This is a genomic window from Streptomyces sp. NBC_00876 (assembly GCF_045207435.1).
Taxonomy (GTDB): domain Bacteria; phylum Actinomycetota; class Actinomycetes; order Streptomycetales; family Streptomycetaceae; genus Streptomyces.
Genome location: NZ_CP108800.1, coordinates 6,947,578 through 6,965,814, shown reverse-complemented (window position 1 = coordinate 6,965,814; position 18,237 = coordinate 6,947,578). Strand labels below are relative to the sequence as shown.

13 protein-coding genes are annotated in these 18,237 nt (G+C 73.0%); 2 read left to right on the top strand and 11 right to left on the bottom strand.

Going from position 1 to position 18,237, the window contains the following annotated elements:
• Positions 1-115: 115 nt before the first annotated feature.
• The 9 genes from OG782_RS30525 to OG782_RS30485 all read right to left on the bottom strand — a co-directional run bounded on the left by OG782_RS30525 (position 116) and on the right by OG782_RS30485 (position 13,452).
• Complete coding sequence (locus OG782_RS30525) at positions 116-838, bottom strand: GntR family transcriptional regulator (protein ID WP_406456445.1); 723 nt, start codon at positions 836-838, stop codon at positions 116-118.
• A gap of 69 nt (positions 839-907) precedes the next feature.
• Entirely contained in the window at positions 908-1,909 is a 1,002-nt protein-coding gene (locus tag OG782_RS30520) for a proline racemase family protein (protein ID WP_406456443.1), read from the bottom strand.
• Positions 1,910-2,010: 101 nt separating this feature from the next.
• Positions 2,011-2,919, bottom strand: coding sequence for a dihydrodipicolinate synthase family protein (locus OG782_RS30515; protein ID WP_406456442.1), 909 nt, complete (start codon positions 2,917-2,919; stop codon positions 2,011-2,013).
• A 66-nt stretch (positions 2,920-2,985) separates the two neighbouring features.
• Positions 2,986-4,443: an NAD(P)/FAD-dependent oxidoreductase gene (locus OG782_RS30510; RefSeq protein WP_406456440.1), complete on the bottom strand. Its 1,458-nt coding sequence runs from the start codon at positions 4,441-4,443 to the stop codon at positions 2,986-2,988.
• Complete coding sequence (locus tag OG782_RS30505; RefSeq protein ID WP_406456439.1) at positions 4,424-4,762, bottom strand: (2Fe-2S)-binding protein; 339 nt, start codon at positions 4,760-4,762, stop codon at positions 4,424-4,426. Before OG782_RS30505 ends, OG782_RS30510 begins: the two co-directional genes overlap by 20 nt.
• 82 nt (positions 4,763-4,844) lie before the next feature.
• The gene (locus tag OG782_RS30500; protein WP_406456437.1) at positions 4,845-6,020 is read right to left on the bottom strand and encodes an NAD(P)/FAD-dependent oxidoreductase; all 1,176 of its coding nucleotides are present in this window, start codon (positions 6,018-6,020) and stop codon (positions 4,845-4,847) included.
• Between the two features lie 129 nt (positions 6,021-6,149).
• A complete protein-coding gene (locus OG782_RS30495) occupies positions 6,150-7,892 on the bottom strand; it encodes a pyruvate dehydrogenase (protein WP_406456435.1) in 1,743 nt (580 codons plus the stop codon).
• Positions 7,893-8,005: 113 nt separating this feature from the next.
• Positions 8,006-9,544, bottom strand: coding sequence for a protein phosphatase 2C domain-containing protein (locus OG782_RS30490; protein WP_406456433.1), 1,539 nt, complete (start codon positions 9,542-9,544; stop codon positions 8,006-8,008).
• A gap of 140 nt (positions 9,545-9,684) precedes the next feature.
• Positions 9,685-13,452: a S8 family peptidase gene (locus OG782_RS30485; protein WP_406456431.1), complete on the bottom strand. Its 3,768-nt coding sequence runs from the start codon at positions 13,450-13,452 to the stop codon at positions 9,685-9,687.
• Positions 13,453-13,662: 210 nt separating this feature from the next.
• On the opposite strand from OG782_RS30485, the gene OG782_RS30480 reads away from it, so the two are divergent.
• Positions 13,663-14,652, top strand: a complete 990-nt coding sequence (locus OG782_RS30480) for a helix-turn-helix domain-containing protein (RefSeq protein WP_406456429.1) — start codon at positions 13,663-13,665, stop codon at positions 14,650-14,652.
• 102 nt (positions 14,653-14,754) lie between these two features.
• A complete protein-coding gene (locus OG782_RS30475) occupies positions 14,755-15,237 on the top strand; it encodes a DUF456 domain-containing protein (protein ID WP_406456427.1) in 483 nt (160 codons plus the stop codon).
• 45 nt (positions 15,238-15,282) lie between these two features.
• Here the strand turns inward: OG782_RS30475 and OG782_RS30470 are convergent, their stop codons facing one another.
• Together OG782_RS30470 and rsgA are read right to left on the bottom strand one after the other, a co-directional pair.
• Positions 15,283-16,650, bottom strand: coding sequence for a DNA-3-methyladenine glycosylase 2 family protein (locus OG782_RS30470; RefSeq protein WP_406459352.1), 1,368 nt, complete (start codon positions 16,648-16,650; stop codon positions 15,283-15,285).
• A 72-nt stretch (positions 16,651-16,722) separates the two neighbouring features.
• Entirely contained in the window at positions 16,723-17,907 is a 1,185-nt protein-coding gene (rsgA, locus tag OG782_RS30465) for a ribosome small subunit-dependent GTPase A (protein WP_406456425.1), read from the bottom strand.
• Positions 17,908-18,237: the final 330 nt, after the last annotated feature.

The following is an 18,237-nucleotide window of genomic DNA, read 5'->3' as shown; positions in this document are numbered from 1 at the left end:
TGTCGTCCGCACTCCCCCGCACACCCGACGGCGTCGAGGCGTGGATGACGGAGCTGCTGGACGGCTGAACGGCTGCCGGCCAACGCCGGGACGGACGGTGGCCGGCCAGGAGGCCTCAGTCCCGGTCGGCCGGCGCCGCTTCCGGCTCCTGGCCGGACGGTTCGGCGCCGCCCTGCGTGCCGTCCGCCCACAGCGACCGGACGTGGGACATGTGGGCGAGCATGCAGGCCTCGGCCCCGGGGGCGTCACCGGCGACCACCAGGTCGAGCAGCTGTACGTGCTCCTGCGCCGAGGCGACCAACTGCCCGGAGTCGGCAAGCCTGTTCAGGCCGAACAGCCGTGAGCGCTTGCGCAGTTCACCGACCTCCTCGACCAGCCGGCGGTTGCCGGCCAGCGCCAGCAGGGCGAGGTGGAAGCGGCGGTCCGCCTCCAGATAGCCCAGGATGTCGTGCCGGCGCGCCGCCTCGACGATCTCCAGCGCCACGGGCCGCAGCGCCTCCAGCTCCTTCGTGAGGCCCATCCGCGCGATCCGTCCGACGGTGGGGACCTCGATCATGGCGCGGAGTTCGGTGAAATCGTCGAGGTCCTGCTCGGTCAGCTCGGTGATCCGGAAGCCCTTGTTGCGGACGGCCTCGACCAGGCCCTCCCGGGCCAGGTCGAGCATCGCCTCGCGGACGGGCGTCGCGGAGACACCGAACTCGGAGGCCAGCGCGGGCGCGGAGTAGACGGTCCCGGGCTTGAGCTCACCGGAGATCAGTGCCGCCCGCAGCGCGTGCGCCACCTGGTCGCGCAGATGCTCCTGCGCCGAGATCACGTTGAGCGACGTCAGGCGGGCCATGTCTGTTCCTCCAGCACCGTGCGGAGCCCAAGAATACAATGTGACGTTGCTCGTGGTGCCCTCACGGGATCACAGCAGGAATCCTTCCGGGAACGGATCGGCGGGGTCGAGGAAGTACTGCGCGGTCCCGGTGATCCAGGCTCGGCCCGTGACGGTGGGGACGACGGCGGGAAGCGGTCCCACGGTGGTCTCGGAGACGAGCCGGCCGGTGAACTGCGTACCGATGAAGGACTCGTTGACGAAGTCGGTGTCCAGGGCGAGTTCGCCCCGCGCGTGCAGTTGGGCCATGCGCGCCGAGGTGCCGGTGCCGCACGGTGACCGGTCGAACCAGCCGGGGTGGATGGCCATGGCGTGCCGCGAGCGGACGGCGTCGGAGCCGGGGGCTATCAGCTGGACGTGCTTGAGCCCGTGGATGCCGGGGTCGAGCGGGTGGACCGGGCGGTCCGTGGCGTTGACCGCCTCCATCAGGGCGAGTCCGGCCGCCAGCAGATCGTCCTTGCGGGACCGGTCGAACGGCAGCCCCAGATCGTCCAGTTGGACCATGGCGTAGAAGTTGCCGCCGTACGCGAGGTCGTAGGGCACGGTGCCGTGACCGGGAACCTTGGCCGTGAGCCCCAGACCGGCGCTGAAGGCGGGCACATTGGTGAAGGTGACGGCGGTGGCGGCGCCGTTCTCGACCCGGACGTCGACGGAGACCAGTCCGGCGGGGGTGTCCAGCCGCACGGTGGTGACCGGTTCGGTGACCTCCACCATGCCCGTCTCCACCAGCACGGTGGCCACCCCGATGGTGCCGTGCCCGCACATCGGCAGACAGCCGGAGACCTCCATGAACAGGACCCCGAAGTCGGCGTCGGGGCGGGTGGGCGGCTGGAGGACGGCCCCGCTCATGGCGGAGTGGCCGCGCGGCTCGTACATCAGCAGGGTGCGCACCGCGTCGCGGTGCGCCATGAAGTGGATGCGGCGCTCGGCCATGGTGTCGCCGGGGAGGGTGCCGATGCCTCCGGTGATGACCCGGGTGGGCATGCCCTCGGTGTGTGAGTCGACGGCGTGGAAGATGTGACGCGTGCGCAAGAGTCCCCCTCGGTCGTCCCGCCGGTCCGGTGCGAACGGCCCGTCCGGCGGATGTCTGGTGTGTGGTGCGGCGTTACGGGCGTTTCCGGCGTCGCGGCCCGTCAGTCCAGGCCCTCGGCGAGCGCCTTCTCGGTGGCGGAGCGCACGGCGGCAAGGGCATCGTCGCCCAGCGGCAGGCGGGGCGGCCGGGTGGGTCCGCCGTGCCGTCCGACGATGTCCATCGACGCCTTGATGGCCTGGACGAAGTCAGGCTTGGAGTCCCAGCGCAGCAGCGGGTGCATCACCCGGTACAGGGGCAGGGCGATGTCCAGGTCCCCGGACACGGCGGCCCGGTACAGCGCGACACAGCCGGCGGGCAGCATGTTGGGGCAGCCCGCGATCCACCCGACGGCTCCGGCCAGGGCGAGTTCCAGCAGGACGTCGTCTGCGCCGACCAGCAGGTCGAGGCCCGGTGCCTCCTCGGCGATCTCGTAGGCCCTGCGGACGTCACCGCTGAACTCCTTGACGGCGACCACGGAATTGTCCGCGTGGAGCTGGGCGAGCAGCCGGGGTGTCAGGTCCACCTTGGTGTCGAAGGGATTGTTGTACGCGACGACCGGCAGCCCCACCGAGGCGACCTCGGCATAGTGCGCGCGGACCGCCGCGTCCTCGCACGGGTATCCGTTGGGCGGCAGCAGCAGGACGGAGCCGGCGCCGGCCTCGGCGGCCTGCTCGGCCCGGCGCCGCGACTGGGCGCTGTCGTAGGAGGAGACACCGGGCATGACCCGGGCGCCGTCCCCGGCCGCCTCGACCGCGACGCGCACGACCTCGTCGCGCTCCCGGTCGGTGAGGGTCTGGTACTCCCCCAGCGAGCCGTTGGGCACCACTCCGTCGCAGCCGGCGGCGACGAGGTCGCGCACATGGGCGGCGTACGCGTCGAAGTCAATGCTCAGGTCCTCACGCAGGGTGAGCGGGGTGGCGACCATGACGCCCCGCCAGGGGCTGGTGCGTGCGGCGTTGTTCGTCGTCATGAGGGGCTCCTTCGAAGAGGGGACGGTGGTGAGAGGAAGAGGTGGCGACGGGTGAGGCCGATGTCCTCACCCGTCCTCGGGGCGGTCGGCCCGGGCGAGTACGGACAGGGGAACCGGACAGGCGAGCGCGCGGCGGTCGGGGTCTGCGGCCCCGTGCGGGCACCCGGCGAGTTCCCGCACGGCGAAGCCGCACGTCCGGCCCTGGCACCAGCCCATCCCGGCCCGGGTGAGGAGCTTGACCGTGCGGCCGTCCCCGGCGCCGAGTTCGCCGGCCGCCCGGCGTATCGCACCGGCGGGGACCTCCTCGCAGCGGCAGACCTCGGTGTCCGCCTCCGGCCAGGAGGTCCAGCCCGGTCCGGGCCGGTGCACCGCCCCCATCAGCTCGGCGAACGCGCGCATCCGGCGCCGGGACCGGCGCAGCGCGGACGCGCGGTCCGCGCCCCGGCTGCTCCGGCCGCCCCGGGCCTCGGCAACCATGGAGAGGGCTGCCAACTCGCCTTCGGCCAGGGCGAGGTGCACTCCGCCGATGCCGCCCGTCTCGCCCGCTGCCCAGACTCCGGGCACGGTGGTGCGCAGGTCGTCGTCGAGTTCCAGCGCGGCCGAACCGTCCGCACCGCACCGGGTGGCACAGCCCAGCCCGAGGGCTAGGTCGAGTTGGGGCACCAGACCGTGCCCCACGGCCAGGGCGTCGCATTCGATGCGGCGTCCGGTCCCGGGCAGCGGGCGCCACGCGCGGTCGAGTCTGCTGACCGTGACGCCCTCCACGCGGTCGGTGCCGTGAACGGCGGTGACCGCCCGGTGCGTCAGCAGCCGGACCCGGTGCCGGGCCAGCGCGGCGGCGTGCCGCACCCCTTCCCGGAGCCGGCCGGGGTCGGCGGCGAGGACCAGGGGCGCGCGCCCGTACGCCGCGTATCCGGAGGCCTCCACGAGGGCGGGTACCCGGGCGCCCGCCCTGGCCAGCGAGACCGCGACCGCCTGGAGAAGCGGCCCGCTGCCCGCGACGACGATGCGCCGGCCGGGCAGCACCAGCCCCGACTTGAGCATGGCCTGGGCCCCGGCCGCGCCGACGACTCCGGGCAGGGTCCAGCCGGGGAAGGGGAGTTGGCGCTCGTGGGAGCCGGTCGCGATCAGCAGCCGGCGGGCGCGGACCGTGGCGCCGTCCCGGCCCTCGGGTCCGGTGACTGCGTGCAGGGTCCAGTCCTCCCCGGTCCGGGCGACGGCCCAGACCTGGTGGCCGGCGAGGTGGCGGATCCGGCCCGCCGCGCGGTGCCGGCCGAGCCGGGCGGTGAGGGCGGTGAAGTCGGCCCAGCCGTGGTGCAGCGCCTCGGGCCGGGTGGCGCCGAGGCCGGGGGCGGGGGCACGGTAGTACTGGCCGCCGGGCGCTTCCGCCGCGTCGAGCAGGACCACGTCGAGTCCGCCGTCGGCCGCGGTGACGGCCGCCGCCAGTCCGGCGGGACCGGCCCCCACCACGGCGAGTTCGGTGCGGCCCGGTCCGTCGGCCGCTTCAGCGGTGGAGTCCGGCATGTCCGTCCCCTTCCTGGGTGGTGACGGCGTCGCCGGGGCGGGCGGGCACCAGGCAGGCCCGTTGGCCGGGGCGCCCGTTCACGGTGGCCAGGCAGTCGAAGCAGGTGCCGATCCCGCAGAAGGCTCCCCGGGGCCGCCCGTTCACCCGGGTGGTCCGCCAGGTGAGGACGGAGGCGGCCCAGAGGGCGGCCGCGATGCTCTGGCCCGGAAGGGCCGGGACGGGGCGGCCGTCGAAGGAGATCTCGAATCCGGGTCCGGGCTCGGCGCCGGCCAGGCCTGCGGGGGTGGGTGCGGCGGTTCGGGTACGGGGACGTCTCACCAGGGCTCCTGCTCGATCGGCGGCCGGGCGGTCCGGACGGGGCCGGGGGTGGTGCGGAACATGGGGCGGCACGGTGGCCGGATCAGCCCCCGGAAGCCGGCCGGGGAGCCTCGTCGAAACGGTCCGGACGGAAGGGGCCGGGGTCGAGCGGGGATGCCTCCCCGCGGATCGCCGCGGTGACCAGCACCGCCGTCGCGGGCGCGAGTCCGATCCCCGCACCCTCGTGGCCACAGGCGTGGAAGAGTCCCGGCACCCGGCGGTCGGGTCCGATGGCCGGGAGGTGGTCGGGCAGGTAGGGGCGGAAGCCGTGGTAGGCCCGCAGGACACGGGTGTCCGCCAGCACCGGGAAGAGCGCGGCCGCGGCCGCCGCGAGCCGGCTGATCACCGGTACGGACAACGTCCGGTCGAAGCCGACCCGTTCGCGGCTGGCGCCGATGAGGACCGGCCCTGACAGGGTGCCCTCCACCACGGGCGAGGTCTGCAGGGCGGCCGACGCACTGGACACATCGGCGACGTACTCCGCCGCGTACACCTTGTGCCTGATCAGGGGTGGCAACGGCTCGGTGACCAGGACGAATCCGCGCCTGGGCAGGACGGGGAGTTCCACGCCGGCCAGCGCGGCCAGTTCCCCGCCCCGTACGCCCGTCGCGTTGACCACTGCCGGGGCGAGCAGATCGCCCGCGCCGGTGCGTACGCCGCGCACCGCCCCCGTCGGCCCCGTCAGCACGGCCGTGACCGCCTCCCCGAGGTGGAGCTCGGCACCGGCGTCACGGGCCGCGCGGATCAAGTGGGCTGCCGCCAGGGCCGGCTGGACCTGCGCGTCCTGCGGATAGAGGAATCCGCCCGCGAGTCCGGACGCCAGATGCGGTTCGACCGCCTGGAGCTCGTGCGGATCGACCGCCCAGGACTGCACTCCCGCCGCCGCCTGGCCGGCCGCGGTCGCGGTGAGCGTGGCCAGCGAGGCCGGGTCGGCCGCGACGACCAGTCCGCCCTTCTGCTCGAACTCGACTGCGGCAGGGAGCACTTCGGCCAGTTCGCGCCAGAGCGCGGCGGACAGAAGCGCAAGCTCCAGCTCCGGCCCGGGGAGTTTGTCGGAGACCAGGAGGTTCCCCTCCCCGGCTCCGGTGGTGCCGCCGGCGACCGGCCCTCGGTCCACCACCGCGACCGAGAGTCCGGACCGGGCGGCGTAGTAGGCACAGGCGGCACCGACCACTCCGGCACCGACCACGACGACGTCCAAAGGCTGTCTCATGAACACGTCAGTAATATGTCACATTGCTCAGGGGGTGCCAAGAGTCCGTCAGGACCCATGACCTGACGGGGCATCATGCACCGGGTACGCCCGCCGTCGGGGCCGACGGGGCCGACGGGGTGGTCGCCACCGGCCTTACGGGCGCGGCACGTTGCGCAGGTTGGAGCGGGCCATCTGGACCATCCGGCCCACGCCTCCGTCCAGCACGATCTTGCCGGCGGAGAGCGCGAAGCCGGTGACCATGTCCGCGCTGATCCGCGGCGGGATGGAGAGCGCGTTGGGGTCGGTGACCACGTCGATGAGGGCCGGCCCCTTGTGCTTGAAGGCGTCCCTGAGGGCGCTCTCGAGCTCCCTGGGCTTCTCGACCCGTACGCCGTACGCCCCCGAGGCGCGCGCGACGGCCGCGAAGTCGGGGTTCTTGTTGGTCGTACCGAACGACGGCAGTCCCGCGACCAGCATCTCCAGTTCCACCATGCCGAGCGAGGAGTTGTTGAACAGCACGACCTTCACCGGCAGGTCGTACTGGACGAGGGTGAGGAAGTCACCCATCAGCATGGTGAATCCGCCGTCCCCCGACATCGAGACGACCTGCCGGCCGCGGTCGGTGAACTGTGCGCCGATGGCCTGCGGCAGCGCGTTGGCCATCGACCCGTGGCTGAACGAACCGATCACCCGGCGTTTGCCGTTCGGCGTCAGATAGCGGGCGGCCCAGACGTTGCACATGCCGGTGTCGACGGTGAACACGGCGTCCTCGTCGGCGATGTCGTCCAGGACAGAGGCCACGTACTCGGGATGGATCGGGATGTGCTTGTCGACCTTGCGGGTGTACGCCTTGATCACGCCCTCCAGCGCGTCGGCGTGCTTCTTGAGCATCCGGTCGAGGAACTTCCGGTCGGTCTTCGCCTTCACCAGCGGGGTCAGACAGCGCAGCGTCTCGCGGACATCGCCCCAGACGGCCAGATCGAGCTTGGAGCGCCGGCCCAGGCGCTCCGGGCGCACATCGACCTGGACGATCTTCACATCGTTGGGGAGGAAGGCGTTGTACGGAAAGTCCGTGCCGAGCAGGATCAGCAGATCGCACTCGTTGGTGGCCTCGTAGGCGGCCCCGTAGCCGAGCATCCCGCTCATGCCGACGTCGTACGGGTTGTCGTACTGGATCCACTCCTTGCCGCGCAGGGCGTGCCCGACGGGTGCCTTCACCCGCTCGGCGAACTCCATCACCTCGGCGTGCGCGCCCGCGGTGCCGCTCCCGCAGAAGAGCGTCACCCGTCTGGCCTCGTCGACCATGCGGGAGAGCTTCTCGATCTCCTCGTCGCCCGGCCGCACGGTGGGCCGCGAGGTGACCAGGGCGTGCTCGATGGACTTCTCCGGGGCGGGCAGCGAGGCGACGTCGCCCGGCATCGAGACGACGCTGACGCCGCCCCGGCCGATCGCGTGCTGGATGGCCGTCTGGAGCAGCCGCGGCATCTGCTGCGGGTGGGAGATCATCTCGTTGTAGTGGCTGCACTCCTGGAAGAGCAGCTCCGGATGGGTCTCCTGGAAGTAGCCGAGGCCGATCTCGCTGGACGGGATGTGCGAGGCCAGCGCGAGCACGGGGGCCATGGAGCGGTGTGCGTCGTAGAGGCCGTTGATGAGGTGCAGATTGCCGGGTCCGCACGAGCCGGCGCAGGCCGCCAGGGTGCCGGTGATCTGCGCCTCCGCACCGGCGGCGAAGGCGGCCGTCTCCTCGTGCCTGACCTGGATCCAGTCCATGCCGGAATGGCGCCGGATGGCGTCGACGACCGGGTTGAGGCTGTCGCCCACGACCCCGTACAGACGCTTGACGCCCGCCCGCGCGAGGATGTCGACGAACTGCTCCGACACGTTCTGCTTGGCCATGGGTGCGCACTCCCTCTGCCTGTGCTCCGGGCACGTCCGGCTGTCCGGGACCCGGGGCGCGAGGCCTCGGCCGGACGGGTTCTCCGGAGTCCATCAACCCATGGCGCGCGCGGTTACGCCTCCCAGACGCCGACCGCCGTCCGGTCGTCGGCATATCCCGCCACCCGCAGCTGGGTGTCCGCGAGGAAGGCCCCGAGGCCGGGCGCCTCGGCGGGTGTCCAGCGCTCGGCGAGTTCCTCGGCCAGTGCCGGTTCGCCGCGCAGCGGTTCGGACAGACCGGTGCTGCACAGCAGCAGGGTGTCACCCGGCCGGGCGACCGAGGCGCGGAAGCGGAACGGTTCGGCGGGCGGCGGGATCGGGTCCTCGACGTACGGTCCCGGCGCCGTGGTGATTCCCAGGTCCATGGTCAGCCGGTCGCCCCCGGGCCCGCTCTCGGGCGCCATGGAGCCGGATCCGGCCACCGGTTCCCCGGTGAGCGCGCCGGGCCGGGCGGCCGCCGGTTCGAGGTCCTGCCAGCTGCCGTCCCGCAGCCGGAAGAGCCCGCCTGCGCCGATGCCGAAGAACACCCGGGTACGGCAGTCGGGGTCGGCGGACAGCAGGAGGCAGCGCAGGCCCGCCGTGTACGCGTGCGGTTCGAGTCCGAGTTCGGCGGCGCGGGCGCGAAGCTTGCCGTAGCTGCGGTCGGTGAGCCGCTGCAGTCCGGATTTGAGGTCGCCTCGGCGGCCCGCCCTTATGTCGTCGGAGAGCCGGGCATGGCTGCGTCCGACGGCTTCGCCGATCCAGTGGCAGGCGTCCGACGCGGCCGGGTGGGCGCCCTCGGCGCCGCGGGCACCGCCGGCGGCGACGGCGACCAGGACGAGGGCGCTCTCCGCGCTGCCGAACCGGGCCGTGAGCAGTGCGTCGCGCCGGGGCTCGCCCCGGAACCGCGCGGAGTCCCCGCGCGCGGAGGCCGCCCGCAGGGTGTACGTCCCGTACCGGGCGCCGTCGAGCACGGTGTCGGGGACGAGGCGGTCGAGCGCGTGCGGGTCGGTGGCGGGCAGTGCGGTGGGCTCGGCCTCGTACGTGGGCGGCCGTGCGCCCACGTGGCCGGCCGGGGGACGGGGCGCCGGCGGCTCGGCCGCGGGGGCCGGTGCGGCCGGATTCCCGGTGCCGGGCCGCTCCGGCTCCTGCCGTTCGGTGACCGGGCGCCTGGGCAGCGGCGGCACCGGGCCGTCCGGTGCGAGGCGGGGATCGGTGGAGGGCGGGGGCGGGGGCGGGGGCGGCGGTACGAACGGCCGGTCCGGCAGGGGCGGTTCGGCGGCCTCGGCGGGAGGCGGTTCCGGGGCCGGGACGGGGGCCGGTGGCGAGAAGGTCCGTGGGCGCGACGGTCCCGCCTGCGGCTCCCACGGGGCGCGGACGAGGACCTCGGGCGGCGGGCCGGGTGGGGCGCCGGCCGCCTGGACCGCCGGCGGCACCGCCCTGGGTCCGGGCACCGCCGGGGCGGCCTCGTACGTCTCACCGGCACCTGACCTCACCGCGTCCGACGCCGAGTCGAAGCGGTCGTCGAGACTGTCGGCCGCGTGGCTCGCCCCGGTGTCCGGGGCGGAATCGTCGTACAGCCTGCGCCACCAGTCGTCCTCGTGGGCGGCGGGCCTCTCCCCCTGCTGACTCATGCCCTTATTGTCCACCGCGAAGGCCGTACGAAAACGGGGCATCCGGAAATAGTGGCCGGGCCGCGTCACGGAAGAGGTCCGCCGGGCGGCCCCACCCCCCACGGGAAGGACGCCCGGCGGACCGGTCGGATGATCCGGCGTCAGCGCACGGCGTAGGCGTCGGTCACGGTCTGGACGACGGAGTTGCCGTTGGCGTCCGTCAGCTCGGTGCGCAGGGTGACCGCCCTGCCGGCCGCGTCCGCGTGGTTCACGGTCGCGGTCCAACGGCCGCCCTGCTGCGAGGTGGTGGCGCCGGTCCAGGTCTCGCCGCCGTCGTACGAGTACGAGACCTTGGCCGCCGTCAGCTTGCCGGGCGTGTATCCGGCGTGGCCCGAGACGCTCAGGGCGATCGTCTGACCGTCCTTCGCCGCCAGGGTCTTCATGCCGTCGGACGGCAGGCCGTAGCCGGGGAAGAGCAGCGGGATGCCCTGCGAGTAGGCGTTCTCGTCGCGGTGCGAGCGGAACTTCCAGGTGGTCTCGGTCATGGTGGACCGCTTCCACACGGCGGCGGGCTGACCCGACTTCAGGGTCATCATGGTGAGTTCGTACGCGGCGTCCTCGGCCGGGACGGTGAACACCCCGGACGGCCAGCCGGACTCACCGAGCACCTTGCCGCCGCTGGTGAGCCGCATGTTGCCGATGTCACCGAAGGAGCCCTGGAGACCGCTGTGCTCGCTGTCGCTCCAGAAGCCCGGGGCGACTCCGATCAGGTTGTCCTGGCGTTCACCGGCGAGCAGTTCCCTGCCCTGGCTGTCGCGGGACGCGGACGGGACGAGGATGCCCCCGTACCACTGCTCCGCGCGGTGCGAACCGGCCCGGTAGGTGCGGACCTTGTCGGTCATGAACTCGCCCCAGGGAAAGCTGGAGGAGAGGTTGCGCTGCCAGGAGCTGTCGCCCGCGGAGTAGTACTCGGTGCGCTTTCCGGGGGCGGCGACCGTGTCGAACCCGCCGATGCCGAACGTCGCGCCGTAGGGGCGGGCGACCAGGAGCGTGTCCATGTAGTCGGCCTTGACGCCCATCGACTCGTACGTGGACTCGGTCCTGCCGAGCGCCTTGTCCTTGACCTTGTAGGTGCGGTCCGAGGTGACGGGGCCCGTCTCGGGGAAGGCCAGGTTGTAGACGAACGGGCTGACCGCGGTGGCCTTCCAGCTCAGCTTCACCGGTCCGCCGGCCAGCGCGGTGGCGAGCTGCGCCGCCTCGTCCGCCTGGATCCCGAGCGTGGGCAGGGGCGCCGTGCCGTATCCGGCGGACGGCAGCCACGGGCCCGCCGACGGGCGGTGCACGATGATCGCGACGGCGCCGGCGGCCTTGGCGTCGCGTGCCTGGGTGACCACGTAGCCGTCGTCCGGGACGCCGACCAGCGCGACCTTGCCCGAGACGTCGGCGGCCTTCAGCTCATCCGGGGTGCCGGCGCCGGCGTCGACGAGTGCGGCCTGCCCGGTGCCGTCGAGGTTGACGGAACCCGCGGAGGCGGCAGTGGGGTGCAGGGTGACGCCTCCGACGACCGCGAGCTTCTCGATCTGCGGGGCGTACGCGCGCCAGAAGCTGTCGAACTCGAAGTCGCCGTCCCGGGCCCTGCCCTGGATGTCGACCAGGTAGTCCTTGATGACGCTGCCGCCGGCGATGGACCCGGAGTGCAGCCAGACGTCGTCCCAGCTGCGGCCGAAGGCGAGCGTGCCGCTGCGGATCTCGGTGGTCCGGTCCTCGGTCCTCGGCTTGATCCGGTGCGCCTTGCGGGCGTCGAGCACCAGGGTGGTGTCCTTGGTGACGTTCAGCTGCGGCCTGGCGAGGTAGCCGACCGAAGCGGCGAGGCGTCCGGTGGCGTCGTCGGGGTCGGCCGAGACGATGAAGCCGGAGACGTAGTAGGCGCCGGGGCGCACCTCGTAGACCTGGTCGGTGGAGCCGTTGTTGAAGCGGCGCTCGCCGGTGGAGGTGTCGGTGCCGATGACGTCGAGCGACGAGGAACCGGCGGCGGCCTTGCCGTTGCGGTCGATCAGCTTGACGCGAAGGGTGACGGTCTCGGCCCCGACGTACAGCGAGAACGGGGTGGAGACCTTGACGCCGCCGGTGGCGGTGGCCAGCACCCGGCCGGTGACGTCGCCGTACTGGCTGTCCTGGAGCTTCGCGGTCGGGTCGAGCTTCAGCGGGACCTCCACCGTCGCTCCGGCGGGCACGGTGACGCTCTTCGCGCCGAGTGCGGCGACGGAGGACCGGACGGCCGAGCCGTCGTTGCCCGTGACGCTCCCGAGCGTGAGCGACAGCTTCACCGGCTTGCCGCCCGTGTTGGTGTACGGGATCTGCACGGTGGTGCGGTCCGACTTGTCCTGCGGCCAGTTGAAGGTGCCGCCCTGGACGGCGGGTGCGCCGGTGAGCGTCGTGTCGATGGCGGCCTTGACGTCGAGCCGGCCGCCTCCTGTCTCGCGTACGTCACCGGGGATGTCGCTCTTCGCGGACGACACGAGTGCCGCCTTGATCTGCTGGGCGGTCCAGTCGGGGTGGCGCTCCTTGACGATGGCGGCGGCGCCCGCGACATGCGGGGTGGCCATCGAGGTACCGGACATCGACCGGTAGGCGTAGACCCCGCGGCCGCCTGCCGCGGCGGCGGAGATGTCCACGCCGGGGGCGGCGATCTCGGGCTTGAGGGTGTGTGCGCCGATCGCGGGACCGCGGCTGGAGAACTGGGCGGTGGAGTCGTCACGGTCGACGGCGCCGACGGTCAGCACACTGGGCGCGCAGCCCGGCGAGGAGACCGTGTTCAGGGTGGGTCCCGAGTTGCCTGCCGCGATGACGAACAGGGTGTCCTTGCTCTTGCCGAGCTCCTCGGCGGCCAGGCTCATCGGGTCGGTGCAGTCGGTGGGGGTCTGGCTGCCCAGGCTCATGGACACGACGTCGGCCTTCTGGTCGACGGCCCACTGCATGCCCGCGATGATCCAGGAGGAGTCGCCGGACCCGCTGTCGTTGAGCACCTTGCCGACGAGCAGGTCGGCGCCGGGGGCGACGCCCTTCTTCTTCCCGTCGCTGGCCGCGCCGGAGCCGCCCACGGTGGAGAGCGTGTGGGTGCCGTGGCCCTGGCGGTCGTCGGTGGTCTCGGAGTCGGTGAAGTTCTTCGACTCGGTGATCCGGCCCTTGAGGTCGGGGTGTTCGGCGTCGGCGCCGGTGTCCAGGACGGCGACCTTGGTGCCCTTGCCGTCGTAACCGGCGGCCCAGGCGAGGTCGGCGCCGATCTGCTTGGTGGAGCGGTCGAGGCTGGCCTCGACCTTGCGGTCCAGCCAGAGCTTCTTCAGTCCGGCGGCGGAGCGGGACCGGGTGCCGGTGACGTCCGCCCAGAATCCGGCGGCCTTGTCCTTGTCCGCCTTCAGCGCCACACCGTCGATGACCGGGAGGGCGACGCCGCGCTCGGCGCCGCGCGGGGTGGCGGGCGCGCTGCGTGCGGTGTCCCGGGTGTAGGTGGCGATCAGCGGCACGGCGTCCGCGTGGGCGTCGTCGTACCCCTGGCGGATCAGCCCGGTGACGTTGAAGAGCTCCTCGTCGACCGTGCCCGCGGCGAGCGCCTTCACGGCGGTGTCCGGGTAGACGTACAGGTCCTTGCCGGAGCGGCGGGTCTGGACGAGGGGGACGGTGCCGTCCTCGCGGGCCAGGGCGGTGGCCGAGGCGTTACCCGAACCGTCGGTGCTCACCAGCACCTTGTCGCCGGTGACCAGCGTGACGGTGACCGGTGCGCTCCCCTTGGCCGCTGCCGCCGCACTGCCGGTCAGCGGTCTCTTCGCGGTCGTGTCGCCCTGTGGCGCTGCCACGGACGGTGCGATCACGGTGACGGCCAGGACCGCGGCGGTGGCCGCTCCCAGTGCCGTACGCGATATCGGACGCATCGCTCTCCCCAAATGAAACCGGAACGGACAACCGCAAAAGCCCGCATTCCGGAGGTTGTTGGTGCTGCGGTGGCGCCACATTGGCAGAGGGGCGGGTGGTGCAGGGATGATGGGCCGCGGCGGGTTTACGCCGTGGCCGCTTTCCGCCACAGCCGGTCGCCGCGCCATGAAGCAGGACAGGGAAGCACTGCGTCCGGGAGGGGTCCGGGGATGCTGGGAGCCATAGGTCTCGACGAGAGGCAGGAGTCGGCCTACCGCGCACTGGTGGCGCTGGGAGCTGCGGAGGTCTCCGATCTCGCGCACCGGCTGGCGCTTCCGGAACGGGACACCGAGCGGGCGCTGCGACGGCTGGAGCAGCACGGTCTGGCCGCCCAGTCCTCGGCCCGTACCGGGCGGTGGGTCGCGGCGCCGCCAGGGGTGGCCCTGGGGGCCCTGCTGAAGCAGCAGCGCCACGAGCTGGAACGGGCCGAGCTGGCGGCGGTGCTGCTGGCCGAGGAGTACCGGGTGGACGCCGCCGAGCCCGCCGTGCACGACCTGGTCGAGGTGGTCACCGGTTCGAGCGCCGTGGCGCACCGTTTCCATCAGCTCCAGCTGGGGGCGACGAGCGAGGTCTGCGCCCTGGTCACCGGGAAGCCGATCGCGGTCAGCGGTCTGGATAACGAGTCCGAGGAGCAGGCCGCCACCCGTGGGGTGTCCTTCCGGGTGGTGGTCGAGCGCGAGGTGCTGGGGCTGCCCTCGGGGATCCTGGAGCTGTCGGCGGCGCTCAGCCGCAATGAGCAGTGCCGCGTCGTGGACCGGGTGCCGACGAAGCTGGTCATCGCCGACGGGGCGCTGGCGATGGTGCCGCTGACCGGCCGCGGGGCGGAGCCCGCGGCGCTGGTCGTCCATGCGTCGGGGCTGCTGGAGTCGCTGACGGGGCTCTTCGAGGCGGTGTGGCGCGAGGCGATGCCGCTGCGGCTCGGCGAGAGCGGCTGGGTCCAGGAGGACACGACCGGGCCCGATCCGACGGATCTGGAGATCCTCTCGCTGCTGCTGGCCGGGCTGACCGACGCCAGCGTGGCGAAACAGCTGGAGCTGGGGCTGCGGACCGTGCAGCGCCGGGTGAAGGGCCTGATGGAGCTCACCGGGGTGTCGACCCGGCTCCAGCTGGGCTGGCACGCCTACGAGCGGGGCTGGGTGTCCCGCGGACCGCGCTCCTGACCGGCCCGAACCCGTGCCGTTACGCCTCTGAGCTGCACCGACGGCCCCCGGTGCGGAGAGCGACGACGGGCGGGACCGGCTGGACTCCGGCAGGCTGGACAGATGAGTGTGTGGCAGCTCGTCGCCGTCGGCCTGGTCATGCTGCTCGGCCTGATCGGTGTGCTGGTGCCCGGTGTGCCCGGACAGGCGATCGTCTGGGCCGCGGTCCTGTGGTGGGCGCTGACGGACATGACACCGGCCGCCTGGGGCGTGCTGATCGGGGCCACCGCACTCCTGCTGCTCAACCAGGCACTGAAGCCCCTCCTGCCGCCGCGCCACCCCCGTGAGTCGGGTGCGCCACAGCGGACGCTGATGCTCGGCGGAATCGGGGCGATCGCCGGCTTCTTCGTGGTGCCGGTGGTCGGCGCGATCGCCGGGTACGTGGGCGTGATCTACGGGGCGGAGCGGCTGCGGCTGGGCAGCCGCGGGGCGGGGTGGGCCTCGGTCCGCTCGGTGATGCGGGCCACCGGCTACTCCGTGCTCGTCGAACTGTTCGCCTGCCTGCTGGTGACGGGGGCGTGGCTGGGCGCGGTCATCTGGGGCTGACGCCGCCCGCCCCGCACCGGGCCGGGGCTGCCGGCCCGAGCCCCGCTACCCGGACGCCCGGTCCGTCGCCTCCGCACGGCGCACGCCGTAGGAGCGCCACGGCCGCCACCGGTCGGAGCCGGGCGTCCCGTACGGATCCACGTCGGGGTCTCCCAGGCCCCGCATCCGGATCAGTGCCGAGGTGGCCGGACCGATCCCCGGCAGCCGCAGCAGCGCCTGCTCCGCCTCGTCCCGGTCGGCGCCCGCGTCGAGCCGTACGACGCCGTCGGCGAGGGCCGTCGTGAGCGCCCGCAGCCGCGGGTCGGACGCCGCACCGGCGAGGACGCCCGGTTCGGGGAACACATGGGTGAGCCCGCCGCAGGGCACGTCCAGGACCTTCCCGTACATCTCGACGAGCTCACCGGCGGCCGCGCGACCCACCAGCGCCCGTACGGCGAACTCCTCGGGGTCCGCGGCGCCCGGCGAGCGCAGCCCAGGGCGGGCGGCGACGCCCGGGGCGAGCCCCGGATCGGTGGCGAGCAGTTCGTCGACGGCGTACGGATCGGCGTCCAGGTCGAAGAGGCGGCGCAGCCGCTGCACGGCGGTGGTCAGATCGCGCAGGTCCGTGAGGTGGATGCGGGCCTCCAGCCAGCCCCCGGCGGACCGCTCGTCCACGGCGGCGATGGCGGTGCCGTACGGAAGGCGCAGGGTGCGCCGGTAGGTGCGGCTGCCGGGCTCGCCGCTGACCTCCTCGATACGGGCGACGGTCTCGGCGGCGAGCAGGTCGAAGACCTCGCGGGCGGCGTACGGTCCCCGGTGCGCGAGCCGGAGCGGGATGCCGGTGGTGCGCGCCTCGCGGACCGCCGCGCCGAGCCCGGTGCCCGCCTCGGTCCGCAGTGCGCTCGGGGTGCGGGCGTAGATCTGCCGGACGGTGTCGTTGAACTGGCGCACGCTCGCGAAGCCGGCCGCGAAGGCGATCTCGGTGACGGGGAGTGCGGTCGTCTGGAGCAGGACCCGGGCGGTGTGCGCGCGCTGGGCGCGGGCCAGGGCGACGGGCCCCGCGCCCAGCTCGGCGTTGAGCTGCCGCTGCACCTGCCGTGAGCTGTAGCCGAGCCGGTGGGCGAGACCGGGGACGCCCTCCCGGTCCACCACACCGTCGCCGATCATCCGCATGGCGCGGCCGACCACATCGGCGCGGACGTTCCAGTCCGCGGAGCCGGGCACGGCGTCCGGGCGGCAGCGTCTGCACGCCCGGAAGCCGTTGCCCTGGGCGGCGGCCGCCGTCGGGTAGAAGCGGACGTTCTTCCGCTTGGGGGTGACGGCGGGGCAGCTCGGCCGGCAGTAGATACCGGTCGTCTCGACGGCGAAGAAGAACTCCCCGTCGAAACGCGCGTCGCGGCTGCTCACCGCCTCGTATCTGGTCTCTTCGTCCATCACACCGTCCAGTGTGCGCCTTCACGCACCGCCTCACTCGCGGTTTTCGGACGTCGACCAGGGGTGCTCCGGCTACCGCACCCGGCCGCGCTTCGCGTCCATGGCGGCCCGGCCCTCGGCCCCCTTGCGCTTCCAGTCGCGCCGCAGCTCCGAGCGGACCCGGGCGTCGGTCTTGGCGACGATGCGCTGGTTCTCGCGCAGCAGCTTGCGGTAGCTGTCGAAACGGCGTTCGGGCAGCGATCCGTCCTCGATCGCCGTGCGCACCGCGCAGCCCGGTTCGGCCTCGTGGGCGCAGTCGTGGAACCGGCACTGCTGCGCCAGTTCCTCGATCTCGGAGAAGACCTGGCCCACGCCGGTCTCGGCGTCCCACAGACCGACCCCGCGCAGCCCCGGGGTGTCGATCAGCACACCGCCGGAGGGCAGCACCAGGAGGTTGCGGGTCGTGGTGGTGTGCCGGCCCTTGCCGTCGACTTCACGGGCGGCCCGCACCTCCATCTCGTCGTAGCCGAGAAGAGTGTTGGCGAGGGTGGACTTGCCCGCGCCGGAGGCACCGAGGAGCACGCTCGTACCGCCGGAGACGATCGCCGCGAACACGTCGACGCCCTCGCCGGTGGCGGAGCTGACGGGCAGCACCTGCACACCGGGTGCGAGCCGTTCGACGTCCTGGACGAGGTGGGCGAGCGTGGCCGCGTCCGGAACCAGGTCGGCCTTGGTCAGGACGACGACGGTCTCGGCTGCCCCGCCGCCGTCCGCCGCCCCGTCACGGAGCAGCGCGTCACCGCCGGCGGCGGACATGGCCAGGGCGAGGAAGCGCTCCACGCGCCCCAGGTCGAGCTCCACCGCCAGCGAGACGCAGATGGCGATGTGGTCGACGTTGGTGGCCAGCACCTGGCCCTCGGAGCGCTGGGAGGAGGTGGAGCGGACGAAGGCCGTGCGCCGCGGCAGCAGCGTACGGACGAACCGCGGATCGCCGTCGGGGTCGACGGCGGCCCAGTCGCCCGTGCAGATGATCCGCATCGGGTCACGGGGCACGACGAACGCGGTGTCCGCGCGGACCGTGCCGTGCGGCGTGACGATGTCGCACTGCCCGCGGTCGACCCGCACCACGCGTCCGGGCAGCAGTCCCTGTTCGGCGTACGGGGCGAACTCGGCCGCCCAGGCGTCGTCCCAGCCGTAGGCGGACAGGGGGTGCGGCGCCGAGGAGCCCTGAGAAGTGCAGGAGAGAGAGGAAAGGGAGGAGGAAGACGGGAAAGACAAGGGAAACCCTTCACAGGGTGGCCCCGGCTGCGCGCGCTATGGCGCAGAAGTCCTGATGTCGGTCAGCCGGCGGCCACAGAAGTGGGAACGATGCTCTTCGGCTTGTGGGCAGCGCCCACCGCAGCGACAGTCATCAATGTCCTCACCTCCGGGTTCACGCACGGTCCGGCACGGGCATTCTGCTCCGCCGTCCGTTACGACGCACACGATAGCCCGCACCGCTCCGGTGGCGTCAACCGATTTATCGCGGCGCGGCGTTCCGGTGCGCCGCAACGGAGGCGGTGCCGGAACCACCGCCCCGGATATCGGCATCTCTCCCTCGATCGGGTG